Annotated in this window: 16 protein-coding genes; 4 read left to right on the plus strand and 12 right to left on the minus strand. The window is 72.4% G+C overall.

Translation table 11 applies throughout. The features are described 5' to 3' along the window. Positions 1-28: 28 nt before the first annotated feature. From AB0G16_RS03395 to AB0G16_RS03405, 3 genes are all read left to right on the plus strand, one after another. On the plus strand, positions 29-481 hold the full coding sequence (locus AB0G16_RS03395) for a gamma-glutamylcyclotransferase family protein (RefSeq protein WP_362797895.1): 453 nt from the start codon (positions 29-31) through the stop codon (positions 479-481). Between the two features lie 162 nt (positions 482-643). Continuing rightward, positions 644-1,447, plus strand: a complete 804-nt coding sequence (locus AB0G16_RS03400) for a purine-nucleoside phosphorylase (RefSeq protein WP_362798277.1) — start codon at positions 644-646, stop codon at positions 1,445-1,447. A 57-nt stretch (positions 1,448-1,504) separates the two neighbouring features. After that, entirely contained in the window at positions 1,505-3,148 is a 1,644-nt protein-coding gene (locus AB0G16_RS03405; RefSeq protein WP_362797897.1) for a phospho-sugar mutase, read from the plus strand. A gap of 23 nt (positions 3,149-3,171) precedes the next feature. Here the strand turns inward: AB0G16_RS03405 and AB0G16_RS03410 are convergent, their stop codons facing one another. From AB0G16_RS03410 to AB0G16_RS03430, 5 genes are all read right to left on the minus strand, one after another. Beyond that, a complete protein-coding gene (locus AB0G16_RS03410; protein ID WP_362797899.1) occupies positions 3,172-3,885 on the minus strand; it encodes a PH domain-containing protein in 714 nt (237 codons plus the stop codon). A 33-nt stretch (positions 3,886-3,918) separates the two neighbouring features. Next, complete coding sequence (locus AB0G16_RS03415) at positions 3,919-4,998, minus strand: adenosine deaminase (RefSeq protein WP_362797901.1); 1,080 nt, start codon at positions 4,996-4,998, stop codon at positions 3,919-3,921. Between the two features lie 77 nt (positions 4,999-5,075). Beyond that, positions 5,076-5,429: an AraC family ligand binding domain-containing protein gene (locus AB0G16_RS03420; protein WP_362797903.1), complete on the minus strand. Its 354-nt coding sequence runs from the start codon at positions 5,427-5,429 to the stop codon at positions 5,076-5,078. A gap of 116 nt (positions 5,430-5,545) precedes the next feature. Beyond that, positions 5,546-6,151, minus strand: a complete 606-nt coding sequence (locus AB0G16_RS03425) for a hypothetical protein (protein ID WP_362797906.1) — start codon at positions 6,149-6,151, stop codon at positions 5,546-5,548. A 331-nt stretch (positions 6,152-6,482) separates the two neighbouring features. Then, positions 6,483-7,925: an MFS transporter gene (locus tag AB0G16_RS03430; protein ID WP_362797908.1), complete on the minus strand. Its 1,443-nt coding sequence runs from the start codon at positions 7,923-7,925 to the stop codon at positions 6,483-6,485. 87 nt (positions 7,926-8,012) lie between these two features. On the opposite strand from AB0G16_RS03430, the gene AB0G16_RS03435 reads away from it, so the two are divergent. Beyond that, complete coding sequence (locus AB0G16_RS03435) at positions 8,013-8,540, plus strand: MarR family transcriptional regulator (protein WP_362797910.1); 528 nt, start codon at positions 8,013-8,015, stop codon at positions 8,538-8,540. On the opposite strand, the gene AB0G16_RS03440 is transcribed toward AB0G16_RS03435, so the two are convergent. The 7 genes from AB0G16_RS03440 to AB0G16_RS03470 form a co-directional block, all read right to left on the minus strand. Beyond that, positions 8,530-9,810: a thymidine phosphorylase gene (locus AB0G16_RS03440; RefSeq protein WP_362797912.1), complete on the minus strand. Its 1,281-nt coding sequence runs from the start codon at positions 9,808-9,810 to the stop codon at positions 8,530-8,532. The genes AB0G16_RS03435 and AB0G16_RS03440 overlap by 11 nt on opposite strands. A 37-nt stretch (positions 9,811-9,847) precedes the next feature. Continuing rightward, complete coding sequence (locus tag AB0G16_RS03445) at positions 9,848-10,294, minus strand: cytidine deaminase (RefSeq protein ID WP_362797914.1); 447 nt, start codon at positions 10,292-10,294, stop codon at positions 9,848-9,850. A 67-nt stretch (positions 10,295-10,361) separates the two neighbouring features. Beyond that, complete coding sequence (locus tag AB0G16_RS03450) at positions 10,362-11,654, minus strand: ABC transporter permease (protein WP_362797916.1); 1,293 nt, start codon at positions 11,652-11,654, stop codon at positions 10,362-10,364. Beyond that, positions 11,651-12,799, minus strand: a complete 1,149-nt coding sequence (locus AB0G16_RS03455) for an ABC transporter permease (RefSeq protein WP_362797918.1) — start codon at positions 12,797-12,799, stop codon at positions 11,651-11,653. Before AB0G16_RS03455 ends, AB0G16_RS03450 begins: the two co-directional genes overlap by 4 nt. 37 nt (positions 12,800-12,836) lie before the next feature. After that, a complete protein-coding gene (locus tag AB0G16_RS03460; protein ID WP_362798280.1) occupies positions 12,837-14,360 on the minus strand; it encodes an ABC transporter ATP-binding protein in 1,524 nt (507 codons plus the stop codon). Between the two features lie 102 nt (positions 14,361-14,462). Continuing rightward, a complete protein-coding gene (locus tag AB0G16_RS03465) occupies positions 14,463-15,542 on the minus strand; it encodes a BMP family ABC transporter substrate-binding protein (RefSeq protein WP_362797920.1) in 1,080 nt (359 codons plus the stop codon). 353 nt (positions 15,543-15,895) lie between these two features. Next, on the minus strand, positions 15,896-17,137 hold the full coding sequence (locus AB0G16_RS03470) for a M20 family metallopeptidase (RefSeq protein ID WP_362797922.1): 1,242 nt from the start codon (positions 17,135-17,137) through the stop codon (positions 15,896-15,898). Positions 17,138-17,220: the final 83 nt, after the last annotated feature.

Raw genomic sequence — 17,220 nt, forward strand, 5'->3', positions numbered from 1 at the left:
GGCCGATCTTCGATTAGTGTTGGTCACCGTGCCTGTCTACGCCGCTTACGGCAGCAACATGGACCCCAAGCAGATGGCCCAGAGGGCCCCTCACTCCCCGATCAGGGGGACGGGCTGGCTCCAGGGCTGGCGCCTGACCTTCGGCGGGAACGATCTCGGCTGGGAGGGCGCGCTCGCCTCCATCGTCGAGGACGCCGCCGACCAGGTCTTCGTCGTCCTGTACGACGTGCCCGAATGGGACGAGAGCTCCCTCGACCAGTGGGAGGGCGCGGCGCGCGGCCTCTACCACAAGGTCAAACTCCGGGTGCAGACCCTGGAGGGTGAGGTCCTGGCGTGGTTCTACGTGCTGGACGGCTACGAGGGCGGCCTGCCCTCGGCCCGTTACCTCGGCATCCTGGCCGAGGCCGCCGAGCTCGCGGGCGCCCCGGACGACTACGTCAGGAACCTGCGCGGCCGTCCCTGCACCTCGCTGGGGAGCTGATCACCGCCCGGGGAGCTGATCACCGCCCGGCGGCCCTGTCCCGTCGCCCGGGGAGCCCTGTCCCGCCGGGGAACCGGGCCCCCCGGGGAACCGGGCCCCCTCGGGAGCAGGAAGCGGTACGGAACGGACGTGGCCACACCGGTGACCGGTACGCTCGGTGAGGTGACCAACGACCCCTACGCACTCGCCACGGACGCCGCCAACGCGCTGAGAGGCGCCGTCGGCGTGGACTCCTTCGACGTCGCGCTGGTGATGGGCTCCGGCTGGGTTCCGGCGGCCGACGCGATCGGCGAGACCGTCGCCGAGATCCCCGTGACCGACCTGCCCGGCTTCCTGCCGCCCGCCGTCCAGGGGCACGCGGGCCGGATCCGCGCCGTACGGACCGAGGCCGGCAGGAACGTGCTGATCTTCCTCGGGCGCACCCACCTCTACGAGGGCCGGGGCGTGGACCCCGTCGTGCACGGCGTGCGGACCGCCGTCCGGGCCGGGGCGGGCACGATCGTGCTGACCAACGCCGCCGGGGGACTGCGCCCGGAGACCCAGGAGGTCGGCGAGGCGGTGCTGATCAGCGACCACATCAACCTGACCGGCGCCAGCCCGATCACCGGCGCCACGTTCGTCGACCTCACCGACGTCTACAGCCCGCGCCTGCGCGCGCTGGCCCGCGAGGCCGACCCGTCGCTGACCGAGGGCGTCTACGTGGCCTTCCGCGGCCCCACGTACGAGACCCCGGCCGAGGTGCGCATGTGCCGCATCCTCGGCGGCGACATGGTGGGCATGTCCACCGTGCTGGAGGCGATCGCGGCGCGCGAGGGCGGCGCCGAGGTGCTGGGCGTCTCCCTGGTCACCAACCCGGGCGCCGGACTGGTGGGCGAGCCGCTCAACCACGAGGAGGTGCTGGAGGTGGGTCGTACCACCGCCACCCGCATGGGCGGTCTGCTGGCGAGCGTCGTGGGCAGGCTGTAGGACGGACCGGCGGCAGGCTCCGGTGACCACCACGGCCTCGGCCTCGGAGAGGTGACGATGAACAGCGATCTGACGGGGCTCGCCCGGTCCTGGCTGGTCCAGGACCCCGACCCCGACACCCGCGCGGAACTGACCGCCCTGCTGGAGGGCGGTGACGACGACGCGCTGCGCGAGCGGTTCGGCTCCCGGCTGGAGTTCGGCACCGCCGGGCTCCGCGGCGAGCTGGGCGCCGGGCCCAACCGGATGAACCGGGTCACGGTCATGCGCGCCGCCGCCGGTCTGGCCCGCGTCCTCGGCCCCGGGCGGCACGTCGTGATCGGCTACGACGCCCGGCACAAGTCCGACGCCTTCGCCCGTGACACCGCCGCCGTGCTCACCGGGGCGGGGCTGCGCGCCTCGCTCCTGCCCGGCCCGCTGCCCACCCCGGTGCTGGCCTTCGCCGTCCGCCACCTCGGCGCGGACGCGGGCGTGACGGTCACCGCCAGCCACAACCCGCCCCGGGACAACGGCTACAAGGTCTACTGGGGGGACGGCTCCCAGATCGTGCCACCGGTGGACGCGGAGATCTCCGCCGCCATCGACGCGACCGGGCCGGTCTCCGAGCTCCCGCTCGGCTCCCCCGGCGACCCGGGCTGGACCGCCCTGGACGACGGCGTCGTGGCCGCCTACCTGGAGGCGCTGACCGCGCTCCCGATCGGGAAGGCCCGCGAGCTGCGGGTGGCGTACACCCCGCTGCACGGCGTGGGCGGCGCCACACTGGCCAGGGCCTTCGCCGCCGCCGGGTTCGAGGCGCCCGCGACCGTGGCCGAGCAGGCCGAGCCGGACCCCGACTTCCCGACCGTCGCCTTCCCCAACCCGGAGGAGCCCGGCGCGATGGACCTCGCGCTGGGGCTCGCCGCGCGGACCGGCGCGGACCTGGTGCTGGCCAACGACCCCGACGCGGACCGCTGCGCGGTGGGCGTGCCGCTGCCCGGCGGCGGCCACCGGATGCTGACCGGCGACGAGCTGGGCGCCCTGCTCGGCGAGCACGTGATCCGGCACACCTCGGGCGACGACCGCCTGGTGGCGACCACCGTCGTGTCGTCGTCGCTGCTCGGCAAGATCGCCGCAGCCCACGGCGTGCGCTACGCCGAGACCCTGACCGGCTTCAAGTGGATCATGAAGGCCGGCGAGGGCCTGGTCTTCGGGTACGAGGAGGCGCTGGGCTACAGCGTCGGCTCGGAACTCGGGCTGCCCGTGCACGACAAGGACGGCATCGGCGCGGCGCTGACCGTGGCCGGGATCGCCGCCCAGGCCGCGCTGGAGGGCCGGAGCCTGCTCGACCTCCTGGACGACCAGGCCCGCCGTCACGGCCTGCACGCCACCTCCCAGCTCTCGTTCCGGGTGGCCGACCTGTCGCTCATCACCGGCGCGATGGCCCGCCTGCGGGCGACGCCGCCCACCCGCCTGGGCGGTCGCGAGGTCGAGTCCGCCGACGACCTGAGCCTGGGGGCGGGCGGGCTGCCGCCCACCGAGGGGCTGCGCTACCGGCTGTCCGGCGGCGCCCGGGTGGTCGTCCGCCCCTCGGGCACCGAACCCAAGCTCAAGTGCTACCTGGAGGTCGTGATCCCGGTGACCGGCGAGGTCTCCGAGGCCCGCGCGCGGGCCGACGCGGAACTGGACACCCTCAGGGCCGACCTCGCCGAGACCCTCGGGCTCTGACCCCGGGCCCGGGGATCCCGGGCTCAGACGAGGAAGGCCGCGATCGTCGGCACGGCCGCGGCGGCGAGAGCGGCCAGGGCGGTCGGCGCCCAGCTCGTCCTGAACGTTTCCTCCGGGACACCGGCCCCGTCCCCGCCGGGCGTCGTGGCCTCGGTGGACGTCGTGGCCTCGTCGGGCGTCGTGGCCTCGGCGGGCGTCGTGGCCTCATCGGCGCCCCGCAGGGCGGCCGCGCGCCGGGCGGCCGCCGCGCGTTCGGTGATCTGCTGGGCCACCCAGTCGGCATGGGTCCTGCCGGCCAGTGCCGCGGCGGCGGCCTGCTCCCCCTTGGACCGGACCGGCTCGGTCGCCCCGAGGCCGCCCCGCGTGTCCGGCGTCCTGCCCCTGCGGACGGCGGCGGCCCGTTCGCGGGCGGAGGTCTGCGGCACCCAGCAGCGGACGCTCCGCCCACCGGAAGTGATCTTGATCGAGTGCGAGACCGTGACCTCGTCCACCGCCCGCCAGGGCACGAAGGTGTTCCGCAGCGGGTTGCGGACCAGCACGCCCTCCTCGGACGCGACGACCGCCGGGCGCAGGCAGGTCAGGAAGACCAGCGCGGTCAGCACCGCCAACACCGCCGCGGCGATCATCGAACTGCGGCCGCTGTAGCGGATCACCAGGTCGATCGCGTTGAGGGCGGCGAAGACCATCCAGGCCCAGCCGACGACCACCGCGAACGTGGAGCGGAACACCTGCTTCATCGGGGAGAACTCACTTCGCCGGTACGAGCCCGCTCACGCCTGCCACTTGAGGCGCGCGAAACCGGGCTTGATGACGCCGTTGATGAGCGACAGGCGCTCGTCGAACGGCAGGAACGCCGACTTCATGGCGTTGACCGTGAACCACAGCATGTCGTCCCAGCCGTAGCCGAACGCCTCCGACAGCTTGGCGAACTCCTCCGACAGGGACGTGCCGCTCATCAGCCGGTTGTCGGTGTTGACGGTCACCCTGAAGTTCAGGCGGCGCAGCAGGCCGATCGGGTGCTCGGCGGTGGAGGTCGCGGCACCGGTCTGCAGGTTGGACGTCGGGCACATCTCCAGCGGGATGCGCTTGTCCCGGACGTAGGCGGCCAGCCGCCCGAGCTTGGGCTCCTGGTCGTCCTGGACCGAGATGTCGTCGATGATGCGGACGCCGTGGCCGAGCCGGTCGGCGCCGCACCACTGGATCGCCTGCCAGATCGAGGGCAGGCCGAACGCCTCCCCGGCGTGGATGGTGAAGTGGGCGTTCTCCCGCTGGAGGTACTCGAAGGCGTCGAGGTGGCGGGTGGGCGGGTAGCCCGCCTCCGCGCCCGCGATGTCGAACCCGGCCACCCCGGCGTCGCGGTAGCGGACCGCGAGCTCGGCGATCTCCATGGACCGGGCCTGGTGGCGCATGGCGGTGAGCAGGGTTCCCACCCGGATGCCGCGTCCCGCGGAACCGGCGGCGAAACCCTCCTGGACCGCCTCGATGACCTCCTCGAGGGTCAGACCGGCCGAGGTGTGCTGCTCGGGCGCGTAGCGCACCTCGGCGTAGACCACGCCGTCGGCGGCCAGGTCCTCGGCGCACTCGGCGGCGACCCTGGTCAGCGCCTCGCGCGTCTGCATGACGCCCACCGTGTGGTCGAAGGTCTCCAGGTAGCGCACCAGCGAGCCGGAGTCGGCCGCCTCCCGGAACCAGGCGCGCAGGCTCTCGGCCTCGGTCGCCGGCAACCGGTCGTAGCCCGTCTCGCGGGCCAGGTCGATGATGGTCTCCGGTCGCAGGCCACCGTCGAGATGATCGTGGAGCAGCACCTTGGGGGCCAGGCGGATCTGCTCGAAGGTGGGTAGCTGACTCATCTCACCACCCTACCGCCGGGGTCCGGCCGAAGGTCGTCGCCTCCCTCGTCCCGCCGGGCGCCGCGGCGGCGCCCGGGTCAGTCCTCACGACGCGCGGCCTCGGGGGCGAAGGCGGGCAGGCAGACCGCGACGTACTCGGCGCCCTCGGGGCCGGCGCTGTAGCGGATCCGCTCCCCCGGCTCGCACGTGAACGCCTGCCCCGCGCCGACCTCGGTGACGCCCCCGTCGTGCTCCACCAGGACCGTTCCGGCGAGCACGAGCGTGTACTCGGCGAACTCCGGGGTCTGGGCGGGCTCCTCCCACCCGGCGGGGGCCTTCATGTGGGCGATCGAGACCAGGTCGTCCCCGGTGTTGACCCTGCCGACGTACTCGTCGATCGTCTTGCCGCCGGGAACGGGGATCCGCGTCGCGCCCTCGATTTTGCGTACCATCGCACCAGTCTGTCACCGGCCCCGGTGCGCGGCACCTCGCGGTGGGCGAGCGGCCGGTGAGCACGCCCGGGGAGCGCGTGCGGGGAGCACGCCCGGGGAACGCGTGCGGGGAACGGTCAGTGCGCGATGTCGACGACCAGCCGGTTCGGGCTCTTCTGCTCCAGCACCCGGAAGGCCGCCTTGCGCTCCAGGACGACGCCCACGCCCACCACGGCCTCGAAGTCGCCGGTCCTGACGACGCTCCGCACGTTGCCGAGCCGGGCCTGGAAGATCGGCCCGCCGGTCCAGGTGGGGGTGCCCGTCTCGGTGTGCGCGTTGGCCGGGGTCATCGTGAGGTGGAGGTAGGCGCCGCCCTTGACGTCGATCGGGTCGCCCGACCCGTCCTGGACCAGCTTGGACACCCAGCGCGCGCTGTAGCCGGGCAGGTCTCCCTCGAGGTCGATCACCACGCGGTCGAATCCCGGGTGCTCGGCGAACCGGGCCCCGGTGACGGTCGGCGGGGCGCCGGTGGTCCGGTCGACCGCGATCTCCTTGGTGCTCGTCGGGGGACGCAGCCCGGCGGGTGCGGCGGCGGACGGCGTGGCCGCCGCGCCGGTCGCCGGGTCCGCGGGCGCGGTGGTCGCCGGGGGGCCCGAGGAGGGGCTCACCGTCGAGGTCTCCGTGCCGCAGGCCGCCAGTGCCAGCAGGGGTACGAGCGCGAAGGGGATGAGGGTGCGGTTCATGGTGAGCCTCCTGCCCCGTTAGATGCCCAGGTGGACCGCCGGTCTCACCCTCGCAGCCCACCTACGCCGTGGCCGGATCGTGACAGCCCGCCGGGGGCGAGTCAAGCACCGCGTCCCGGCCCGTGAGCGGCGCGTCGGAGAGGTGCCGCCGCCGGGCCCCTGTGTCCGGCGGCGGCACGCCCGCGATCCGGCGGGGTCCACGTGTCCCCCGCGGGGTTCCCCTGTTCCCCTGGGGTTTCGCGTGTTCCCCGTCCCCGCCGGATCGCGAGTGGTCCGGTGGTCGGGTGGTTCGCGCCGGCCGGCGCGAGTCGGCGCGAACCGGCGCGAGGTGTCAGACCGTCTCCAGGACCGGCCTCTCCTCGGCCACGACGGGCGTGCGGCGTGCCCGGGGGCCGACCAGACCGGTCAGGGCGATCACCAGGCCGGCCAGGGCGAGGATCCCGGAGACCGTGATCGCGGCGCGGAAGGAACCGATCGGGTCGGCGCCCGTGCCGGAGGTCAGCACGGCCGTCACGACGGCCAGCACGACCGCCCCGCCGACCTGCCCGGAGGTGTTGAGCAGCCCCGAGGCCAGCCCCTGCTCGTCGTCGGCCACGCCGTTGGTCGCCTGGATGTTCAGCGCGGGGAAGGAGAGCGCGAACGCGATGCCCAGCAGCACCATCCCGGGGATGATCAGTGTGGCCAGGCTGGGATCGGCGTTCAGGCGCAGGAAGAACGCGTACCCGGCCGCCAGGGCGGCCGAGCCGACCACGATCAGCTTCGCGGTGCCGAACCGGTCGGCCAGCGCGCCCATCCTGGTGGAGGTCACCGCCACCAGCAGCCCGGCCGGCAGGAAGGCCAGCGCCGTCTGCAGGGCCGACCAGTGCAGGAAGTTCTGGAAGTACTGCATGGCGACGAACTGGAAGCCGACGTAGGAGCCGAACAGGATCACCAGCCCGAGGTTGGCGCGGACGATCGGGCCGGAGCGCAGGATGCCCAGGCGTACCAGCGGGTGCCTGACGCGCCGTTCGGTGATCACGAAGGTGGCCAGCAGCAGGGCCGCGCCCAGCAGTGAGGCGATCGTGCGCGGCGAGCCCCAGCCCGCGTCGGGCGCCTCGACCACGGCGTAGACCAGCAGCAGCATGGAGCCGGTGATGGTGATCGCGCCGAGCAGGTCGTGACCGCTCTCGGCGCGCTCCTCGTGGCGCCTGGGGAGGTACCTCAGGGCCGCGACCAGCGCGATGATCGCGACCGGGACCGGCATGAGGAACGTCCAGCGCCAGCCGAGCTCGGTCAGGAATCCGGAGATGACCAGGCCCAGCGAGAAGCCGCTGGCGCCGGAGGCGGTGAAGAAGCTGAGGGCCCTGTTGCGGGCCGGGCCCTCGGCGAAGGTCGTGGTGATGATGGAGAGCGCGGCGGGCGCGGTGAAGGCGGCGCTGACGCCCTTGACGAAGCGCGCGGCGATCAGCAGCGTGCCGTCGTCGACGAGGCCGCCGAGCAGGGAGGCCACGGCGAAGACCGCGAGGGCGACCAGGAAGACCCTGCGACGCCCGAGCAGGTCGGCGGTCCGGCCGCCGAGGAGGAGCAGGCCCCCGTAGCCGAGCACGTAGCCGCTGACCACCCACTGCAGCGAGGAGGTGGAAAGGCCCAGGTCGGCCTGGATCGACGGCAGGGCCACGCCCACCATGGAGACGTCGAGGGCGTCGAGGAAGACCACGGCGCAGAGCACGGTGAGCGCGGCCCACAGCGCGGGACTCCAGCGCTCGTCATCCGGCGAGATCGATGAGGAGGTCATGAGGACCGAGAATACATGCAAGCACATCTAATGCAAGAGAATTTAATTCGCGTGCATTCAATTGTCCCGGGTGGTACGATCCGCCGCATGAACGAGGAGGACGCGGTACGCGCCTGGCGCCGGGTTCTGGCCGTGCACGCCACGGCCGCCTGCGCCCTGGAACGTGAGCTCTCCGAACGGCACCGGCTCGGCATGAGCGAGTTCGAGGTCCTGGAACGGATGGTCGAGGGCGGCCAGGAGAAGTACCGGGTCCAGGAGGTCGCCGACGCGGTCCACCTGAGCCAGAGCGCCTGCTCCCGGCTGATCGCCCGCCTGGAGAAGGCGGGCCTGGTGACCCGGGCCATCTGCCAGGACGACCGGCGGGGCATCTACGTGGGCATCACCCCCGCGGGCCGCGAGCGCCACGCCACGGCCCGCCCGACCCATCGCAACGTGATCGGTGAGATCTTCGCCTCGGCCGGGGCCGAGGGCTCCGGGGCACCCGAGGGGGCCGGGGAGCCCGGGGCGCCGGAGGGCTCCTGCCCCCGGGAGTCCTCGGCCGACGGTGACGCGGTGCTCCCGGGAGGCCCGTCAGGCGGTGACGCGGTGCTCCCGGGAGGCCTGTTCAGGCGGTGACGCGGTCGATCACCAGGGGCAGCGGCTCCCCGTCGGCCGCCTCGCCCACGGCGTAGGCGCCCTCCAGCGCGGCGAGCGCCCGCTCGAAGCGCCCGGCCTCGTCGGCGTACAGCGTCATCAGCGGCGCGCCCTCGCGGACCGTGTCGCCGGGCTTGGCGTGCAGCACGATGCCCGCGCCGAAGGAGACCGGGTCCTCCTTGCGCTCCCGCCCCGCGCCGAGCCGCCAGGCGGCCAGGCCCACCCCGTAGGCGTCGAGCCGGGAGAGCACGCCGGACGAGGGCGCGACGACCTCCGTCGTCTCGGCGGCCACCGGCAGCGGGGCGTCCGGGTCGCCGCCCTGAGCGGTGATCATCCGCCGCCAGACGTCCATCGCCGAGCCGTCGGCCAGGGCCCGTTCGGGGTCCTTGCCTCCGGTGATCCCCGCCGTGGCGAGCATCTCCCGGGCCAGCAGCACGGTCAGCTCGACCACGTCGGCGGGCCCGCCGCCGGCGAGCACCTCGACCGACTCGGCCACCTCCAGCGCGTTGCCCACGGTCAGGCCCAGCGGCCGGTCCATCGCGGTCAGCAGCGCGACCGTGCCCACCCCGGCGTCGGTGCCCAGCTCGACCATGGTGGTGGCCAGCTCCCGGGCCTCCTCCACGGTCTTCATGAACGCCCCGGAGCCGACCTTGACGTCCAGGACGAGCGCGCCGGTCCCTTCGGCGATCTTCTTCGACATGATCGAGGAGGCGATCAGCGGGATCGACTCCACGGTCCCGGTGACGTCGCGGAGCGCGTACAGCTTCTTGTCGGCGGGGGCCAGGCCGTCACCCGCCGCGCAGATCACGGCCCCGGCCGCGCCGAGCACGCCGAGCATCTCCTCGTTGGAGAGCGAGGCCCGCCATCCGGGGATGGACTCCAGCTTGTCCAGGGTGCCGCCGGTGTGACCGAGGCCCCGGCCCGACAGCTGGGGCACGTACCCCCCGCAGGCCGCGACCAGCGGGGCCAGCGGAAGCGTGATCTTGTCGCCGACGCCGCCGGTGGAGTGCTTGTCGGTGGTGGGCCCCGGCAGCGCCGACCACTCCATCCGGGCCCCGGAGCGGATCATCGCCTGGGTCCACCCGGCGATCTCCCGCCGGTTCATGCCGTTGAGCAGGATCGCCATGGCGAGCGCGGACATCTGCTCGTCGGCGACGACGCCCCGGGTGTAGGCGTCGATCACCCAGTCGATCTGCTCGGGCGAGAGCTCCCGGCCGTCCCGCTTGGCGGAGATGACCTCGATGGCGTCCATGGTCAGGCCCTCCGGCTCAGGTCGATGGCGTCCACGGTCAGGCTCCCCGGCTCAGGTCCTCGGGCCCGAAGGCGTAGGGCAGGATCTCCGACATCGGCTTCGGGCCGTCGACGGTCTCGAGCAGCATCCCGGGGCCGCCGAACTCGTACAGGAGCTGGCGGCACCTGCCGCACGGCATGAGCAGTTCCTCGTGCCCGTCGACGCAGGTGAACGCCACCAGCCTGCCGCCGCCACTCGCCTGGAGCGCGGAGACGAGCCCGCACTCGGCGCAGAGACCGATGCCGTAGGAGGCGTTCTCGACGTTGCAGCCGGACACGATCCGCCCGTCGTCCACCAGGGCGGCGGCGCCGACCGGGAACTTGGAGTAGGGGGCGTAGGCGTGCCCCATGGCCCGCACGGCCTCGTCCCTGAGCGCGGGCCAGTCGATGCCCGCGCCGATGCCCGCCTCCGCGCCGATGCCGGTGTCCCCAGCGCTGTCCGTCACACCGTCTCCCCTCGTGGGGACGGCACGGGCCGTCCCGGTCGCGTCGTGCGTGTCGTTCGGGACACGGTCACCCGCCCTGACCCCTGCGGTATATCACGCCGTTCGCGGCCGGCGGGCGGAGCCGCTGCGCGGCCAGGGACAGCACCAGCAGGGTGGTGATGTGCGGGGTGACCGAGGTGAACTCCGGGGGGATCGAGTCGGTCAGCGCGAACACCACGAACACGACGACCGCCGCGACGCCGGTGATCAGCGCGGTCCGCGCCCGGCCCTGCCGTACGAGCTGGTGGACGGCCACGGCGGCGAGCAGGATCGCCACCACCAGCAGCAGCGCGTGCACCGCCGCGCCGCTCCCGCGCAGCTGCAGCCCGTCGGTGTAGCCGAACAGGAGGGCGCCACCGGCCAGCCCTCCCGGCCGCCAGTTGCCGAAGATCATGGCGGCGAGACCGATGAAGCCGCGCCCGCCGGTCTGACCCTCGCGGTAGGCGCTCGCGGCCACCTGTGCCAGGAACGCGCCTCCCAGGCCCGCCAGGGCTCCGGAGACGACGACGGCGACGTACTTGTGCAGGTAGACGTTGACGCCCAGCGACTCGGCGGCCACCGGGCTCTCCCCGCAGGAGCGCAGCCGCAGGCCGAACGCGGTGCGCCAGAGCACGTAGTACGACAGCGGGACGAGCAGGATCGCCAGGATCGTCAGCAGCGAGACGTTCGTGGTCAGGCCGCGCAGGATGCCCGCCACGTCCGAGAGCAGGAACCACTGCTTGGCCTCCAGGGCCCTGAGCGGGTCCTGGTCGCCGAGCCGGTCCCACGGCACGCTCACCACCTCGGGCTTGGGCACCGGGGGCGACTGGGAGTCGCCGCCGCCCTTCATCTCGGCGAAGGTGACCTTGGACAGGAACTGGGTGACGCCCAGCCCGAGGATGTTGATCGCCACGCCGGAGATGATGTGGTCGACGCCGAACGTCACGGTGGCGATCGCGTGCAGCAGGCCGCCCAGGGCCCCGCCGATCGCACCGGCGACGACGCCCGCCCAGGGGTTGTCGAAGTACAGCGCGCCCCACGCCCCGGACCAGGTCCCCATGATCATCATGCCTTCGAGGCCGATGTTGACCACTCCGGCCCGCTCCGCCCACAGGCCGCCCAGGCCGGCCAGGCCGATGGGGACGGCCAGCGCGATGGAGGCGGTGATCGCGCCCGTCGAGGTGAGGTCGGCGGCACCGGTGACGGCCCGCGTGAACGACAGCAGCAGGATCAGCGCGCCGACGGCGAGCAACAGGGTCCGCCAGGTGAACGTGAACTTGCGGGCGGGGCGCTTGGGCTCCTGGAAGGGGGCCTCCGGCGTGGCGAGGGCGTTCTGGCTCATGCCGGCGTTCCTTCCTCGGCCGGGGCGGTGCTCGCGAGCTGGCGGCTCACCCGGCGTTGCTCGGCGGCGATCTGGTAGCGGTGCACCAGCTCGTAGGCGATGATCACCGAGAGCACGATCACGCCCTGCATGATGGTGACGATGTCCGGGGAGATCTTCTTGATCTGCAGGATGCCGGCCGAGGTGTCCAGGAAGGCCCACAGCAGCGCGCCGAACGCGATGCCGACCGGGTGGTTGCGGCCGAGCAGCGCGATCGCGATGCCGGTGAAGCCGAGACCGGTGGGGAAGTCCAGGCTGTAGCTGTGGGAGGCGCCGAGGAGCTGCGGCATGCCGACCAGGCCCGCCACCGCGCCGGACAGGACCATCGAGACGAGGATCATCCGCTTGACGTTGACGCCGCTGGCCACCGCGGCCGACTCCGAGCGGCCGGTGGCGCGCAGGTCGAACCCGAAGCGGGTCCGGTTGATCACGATGTGGAACAGGACGCCCATCGCGATCGACAGCAGGATCAGGCCGAAGACCTTCGTCTGGGTGCCCGAGACGATCGCCAGCCCCGGCACCTGCCCGGAGGGCGGGATCGGCTTCGTGCCGATGTTGTTGCTGCCCCCGACCTCGACGGCCAGGCGCTCCTTGTTCAGCAGCCAGGAGCCGAGCGCGGTGGCGATGGCGTTCAGCATGATCGTGGAGATCACCTCGCTGACCCCGCGCCGCACCTTGAGCAGACCGGCGATGGCCGCCCAGCCCGCGCCGACCAGCACGGCGACGAAGATGATCAGCGCGACGTGCAGCGGGGCCGGCAGCGCGACCGCGCCGCCGACGGCCGCGGCGGTCAGCGCGGCGAGCCGGTACTGGCCGTCGACGCCGATGTTGAAGAGGTTCATCTTGAACCCGATCGCCACCGCCAGCGCCGACAGGTAGTAGGTCGTCGCGGAGTTCAGGGTCAGCACGATCGAGCGGGGCCGGACGGCGTACTCGCCCATGACGACCAGCGTGTCCAGCGGCGGGGCGCCGGTGAGCGCCAGGATGACCATGGTGACCAGCGCGGCGAACACGATGGCCGTGACCGGTGCGACGAGCGAGAGCAGCCCCGCCGGTGAGACCCGGCCGAGCAGCCGGTCGGCGAAGGTCGATTCTTTCGCGCTCATCCGGGCGTCCCGGGGGGCGTGTGCGCTACGTGGGTGTTCATGCCGCCTCTCCAGCACCCGTCATGGCCGAGCCGAGCCGCTCGGGTGTCACGTCCTTGGGGTCGACCTCGGCGACGATCCGGCCGCGCAGGATCACCTTGAGGGTGTCCGACAGGCCGATCAGCTCGTCAAGGTCGGCCGAGATCAGCAGGACCGCCAGGCCCGCGGCGCGCGCCGCGCGCAGGTGGTCCCAGATCGCGGCCTGGGCGCCCACGTCGACACCGCGGGTGGGGTGGGAGGCGATCAGGAAGACGGGCTCCCCGCTCATCTCCCTGCCGACGATCAGTTTCTGCTGGTTGCCGCCGGACAGCGCGGAGGCGTCCACGTCGATGCCCGGGGTGCGGACGTCGTAGCTCTCGACGATGCGGCGGGTGTCCTCGCGGGCTCCGGCGCGGTCGATCCAGGGACCCTTGACGTTGGGCCTGCGCGTCTGGTGGCCGAGGATCCGGTTCTCCCAGAGCGGGGCCTCCAGCAGCAGGCCGTGCCGGTGGCGGTCCTCGGGGATGTAGCCGATGCCGGCCTCGCGGCGGCGGAGCGTCGTCCAGCCGGAGATGTCGTGCTCGCCGAGGCGGATCTCGCCCTCGGCCGGGCGCATGCCCATGATGGCCTCGACGAGCTCGGACTGGCCGTTGCCCTCGACCCCGGCGATGCCCAGCACCTCGCCCTTTCGGATGTCGAAGGTCACGCCGTCCACGATGCAGCGGTCCTCGGCCGAGTGGACGTTCAGGCCGCGCACCGAGATCGCCACCGTGTCGGTGACCGTGGACTCGCGGGTCTCCGGGCTGGGCAGCTCGCTGCCGACCATGAGCTCGGCCAGCTGCCGGGCGGTCACGTCCTTGGGGTCCACCTCGGCCACGGTCGTGCCCCGGCGGATGACGGTGATGGCGTCGGCGACCGAGAGGACCTCGTCCAGCTTGTGCGAGATGAAGATGATGGTGAGGCCCTCGCGGACCAGCTCGCGCAGGTTGGCGAAGAGCTCGGTGACCTCCTGGGGGACGAGCACGGCGGTCGGCTCGTCCAGGATGAGGATCCGGGCGCCCCGGTAGAGGACCTTGAGGATCTCCACCCGCTGGCGGGCGCCCACTCCCAGGTCCTCGACGGTGACGTCGGGGTCGATGCCCAGGCCGTAGGAGTCGGAGATCTCCCTGATCCGGGCGCGGGCGGCGCCGAAGTCGATGGCGACGCCCCCCTTGCGGGGCTCGCTGCCCAGGATCACGTTCTCCAGCACGGTCAGGTTACCGGCCAGCATGAAGTGCTGGTGGACCATGCCGACGCCCACCCCGATCGCGTCGCCGGGGGAGCGGAAGCTCACTTCGGCGCCGTTGACGCGGATCCGTCCCTCGTCCGGGCGCTGCATGCCGTACAGGATCTTCATGAGGGTGGACTTGCCCGCGCCGTTCTCGCCGACGACGGCGTGCACGTGCCCCTGCCGCACGGAAAGGGAGATGTCACGGTTGGCGACGACGCCGGGGAATCGTTTGGTGATCCCCTCGAGCTCGACGGCCGGTGCCGGAGTGCTGATGACGGCCTCCTCCGTACGGATGCCCGGTACGGAACGTGGTGGTGAGGATAGGGCGAAGGGCCCGGAGGAGGATCTCCGCCGGGCCCCGCGTGAGCACTCGGGTCAGGAGGTCTTGTCCGGGACGGTGAGCTCGCCGGAGATGATCTTCTGCTTGTACTCGTCGAGCTTGGACTTGATGTCGTCGACCTGGCCACCGGTGGTGGAGTAGTCGACGCCGTCCGCCTTGAGGTCGTAGGTCGTCGTGCCGGCCTTCACCGAGTTGGTGGTGAAGCTCTTCAGGAAGTCGAAGACGGCGACGTCGACCTTCTTGACCATGGAGGTCATGATGACGCCCTGCAGCTCGGGGGCGGCGGTCTTCGCCTGGTCGGAGTCGACGCCGATGGCCAGGCCCTTGGCGGCCTTGGCCGCCTCGAACACGCCGCCGCCGGAGCCGCCCGCGGCCTGGTAGACCACGTCGGCACCCGCGTCGAACATGCCCTCGGCCGCGGTCTTGCCCTTGGCCGGGTCACTGAAGCCGGTGAAGTCCGGCGGCTGGGTCAGGTACTTGACCTCGACCTTCACGTCCGACTTGACCGCCTTGGCACCGGCGATGAACCCGGCCTCGAACTTGTTGATCAGCGGCACCTGGACGCCGCCGACGAAGCCCACGTGGTTCTTCTTGCTCTTCAGCGCGGCGGCCGCGCCGACCAGGAAGGACCCCTCGTGCTCGGCGAAGAGCAGGTTGGAGATGTTGGGGGCGGCGGCTGCGGCGTCGTCGACGATCGCGAACTTGACGTTGGGGAACTCGGCCGCGACCTTCTTGACCGGGTTGGAGTAGGCGAAGCCCACCGCGATGATCGGGTTGAAGCCGTCGTCGGCGAGCAGCCGGAGCCGCTCCTCCTTGGCCGCCTCGGTCTCGCCGTTGCCGGCCTCGAGCTCGTTGGTCTCGGCCAGGCCCAGCTCGGCCTTGGCCTTGTCCAGGCCGGCCGCGGCCGAGTCGTTGAACGACTGGTCCCCGCGCCCGCCGATGTCGTACGCGAGACCGACCTTGGGTCCGGTCGCGGCAGACCCCGCACTGCTGGCGGCGCCACTCGGCTGAGCCGACGTGGTCGGTTCCTCGCTTCCACCACACGCGGCAGCTCCCATGAGCATGCTGCCCGCCAGTGCGGTCGCGGCCAGCTTGCCGAATCGGTTCTGAAGCAAGATGACTCCCTTCGCGTTCTCTGTGCACGCGCGAAGAGACGCACGGCAACCCTGCACGGAAGATAGTTGGTCCGTCAGGGTTGACCAAACCGTCACACCGGTCCGAAACAGGTCCGTTATGCAGCTCACGCCACCCTGTGACACACGAAGCGTGACGAAAGCGCCCGGCTGTGACATGGAACGGCCCGGGCCGCCCGGCCGTTCCCCCGAGCGAGCGGCCGGACCGTCGCGGTCAGGACACATTGAGAACTTTGTCAAAATATGTCCGAACTCACTGGCGAGGGGCCTGCGGCCGCCGGCCGGTCGTCGGCGTTCGTGCCGTCGGGGGGAGTGGCGGGAGTGTCAGGGGGCGTCTAGTTGTCGGCGTTAACGGCCATCAGGGCGTCGTCCGCGACGGGGCGCTGTCCCTCCCAGAGCGCGGTCAGCGCGGTCGCCGCCATGAAGCGCACGCCGGTGCCGATGGCGCTCTCGTCGACGTCGAAGGTGCCCTGGTGGATGTCGGCCGACTCGGTCGATCCGCGGCGGCGGGTCCCGAGCCTGGCGAACGCCCCGGAGATCGACTCCAGGTACCAGCCGAAGTCCTCGCCGCCCAGGCTCTGCTCGGTCGGCACCGGGGCGCCCTGGCCGAGCACGCCCTCGGCGGCCTCGGCCAGCATCTGCACGCTGACCTTGTCGTTGACCACCGGGGGCACCCCGCGCACGTACTCCATCTCGGCCTCGACGCCGTACGCGCCCGCGACCGACTCCAGCAGCGCCTTGATCATGTCGGGGGCCGCGTGCCAGGCGGCCTCGTCCAGGCAGCGGACGGTCCCCTCGGCGACGCCGTCGTCCGGGATGGCGTTGGCGACCGAGCCCGCCTCGACCCGGCCCCAGACCAGGCTCAGCGAGGAGCGGGGGTCGATGCGGCGGGAGAGGGCCGCGGGCAGCTCGGTGAGGATCTTGGCGAGCGCGAAGACCAGGTCCGCGGTGAGGTGGGGCCGGGCGGTGTGCCCGCCGGGGCCGCTCACCCGGATCGTGACCCGGTCGCAGGCGGAGGTGATGGGACCGGCCTTGAGGCCGACCTTGCCGACGTCGAGGCGCGGGTCGCAGTGCAGCCCGAAGATGCGGTCGACCCCGCTGATGCCGCCCGAGGCCATGACCTCCAGCGCGCCGCCGGGGAGCTCCTCGGCGGGCTGGAAGATCAGGCGGACCCTGCCGGGCAGCAGGCCCGCCTCGGCCTGCTGGGCCAGGAACAGCGAGGTGCCGAGCAGGATCGTGGTGTGCACGTCGTGCCCGCAGGCGTGGCAGACGCCCGGGACCGTCGAGCTGTAGGGGACGTCCTTCTCGTCCGGCACCGGAAGCGCGTCCAGGTCGGCCCGCAGCGCCACGGTCGGGCCGTCGCCGCTGCCGACGTCGCAGAGCAGGCCGGTGCCGCGCGGCAGCACCGAGGGGACGAGCCCGGCGTCGGTCAGGCGCTCGGCGACGCGCTGGGTGGTGCGGTACTCGGCGAACGCGAGCTCGGGATGCATGTGCAGGTCTCGACGGAAGTTGATCAGCTCCTGCTCACGACCGGCAAGGAACGCGTCGAGTTCTCCCCGCAAATTACGCCCCCGCATTGCTCACCCTCCCATCCGCGCCGGCGGGCTCTGGATCCTCGACGCACCGTACGACCACCCGGGATCTCGGAACCCACGGGGTC

The organism is Streptosporangium sp. NPDC023615, assembly GCF_040640155.1.
Lineage (GTDB): Bacteria > Actinomycetota > Actinomycetes > Streptosporangiales > Streptosporangiaceae > Streptosporangium.

Excerpts from the sequence above, each read along its gene's own strand:
- AB0G16_RS03405 (WP_362797897.1), top strand. The coding sequence starts at position 1,505 with ATGAACAGCGATCTGACGGGGCTCGCCCGGTCCTGGCTGGTCCAGGAC.
- AB0G16_RS03410 (WP_362797899.1), bottom strand. The coding sequence starts at position 3,885 with ATGAAGCAGGTGTTCCGCTCCACGTTCGCGGTGGTCGTCGGCTGGGCC.
- AB0G16_RS03415 (WP_362797901.1), bottom strand. The coding sequence starts at position 4,998 with ATGAGTCAGCTACCCACCTTCGAGCAGATCCGCCTGGCCCCCAAGGTG.
- AB0G16_RS03420 (WP_362797903.1), bottom strand. The coding sequence starts at position 5,429 with ATGGTACGCAAAATCGAGGGCGCGACGCGGATCCCCGTTCCCGGCGGC.
- AB0G16_RS03425 (WP_362797906.1), bottom strand. The coding sequence starts at position 6,151 with ATGAACCGCACCCTCATCCCCTTCGCGCTCGTACCCCTGCTGGCACTG.
- AB0G16_RS03430 (WP_362797908.1), bottom strand. The coding sequence starts at position 7,925 with ATGACCTCCTCATCGATCTCGCCGGATGACGAGCGCTGGAGTCCCGCG.
- AB0G16_RS03435 (WP_362797910.1), top strand. The coding sequence starts at position 8,013 with ATGAACGAGGAGGACGCGGTACGCGCCTGGCGCCGGGTTCTGGCCGTG.
- AB0G16_RS03440 (WP_362797912.1), bottom strand. The coding sequence starts at position 9,810 with ATGGACGCCATCGAGGTCATCTCCGCCAAGCGGGACGGCCGGGAGCTC.
- AB0G16_RS03450 (WP_362797916.1), bottom strand. The coding sequence starts at position 11,654 with ATGAGCCAGAACGCCCTCGCCACGCCGGAGGCCCCCTTCCAGGAGCCC.
- AB0G16_RS03455 (WP_362797918.1), bottom strand. The coding sequence starts at position 12,799 with ATGAGCGCGAAAGAATCGACCTTCGCCGACCGGCTGCTCGGCCGGGTC.
- AB0G16_RS03470 (WP_362797922.1), bottom strand. The coding sequence starts at position 17,137 with ATGCGGGGGCGTAATTTGCGGGGAGAACTCGACGCGTTCCTTGCCGGT.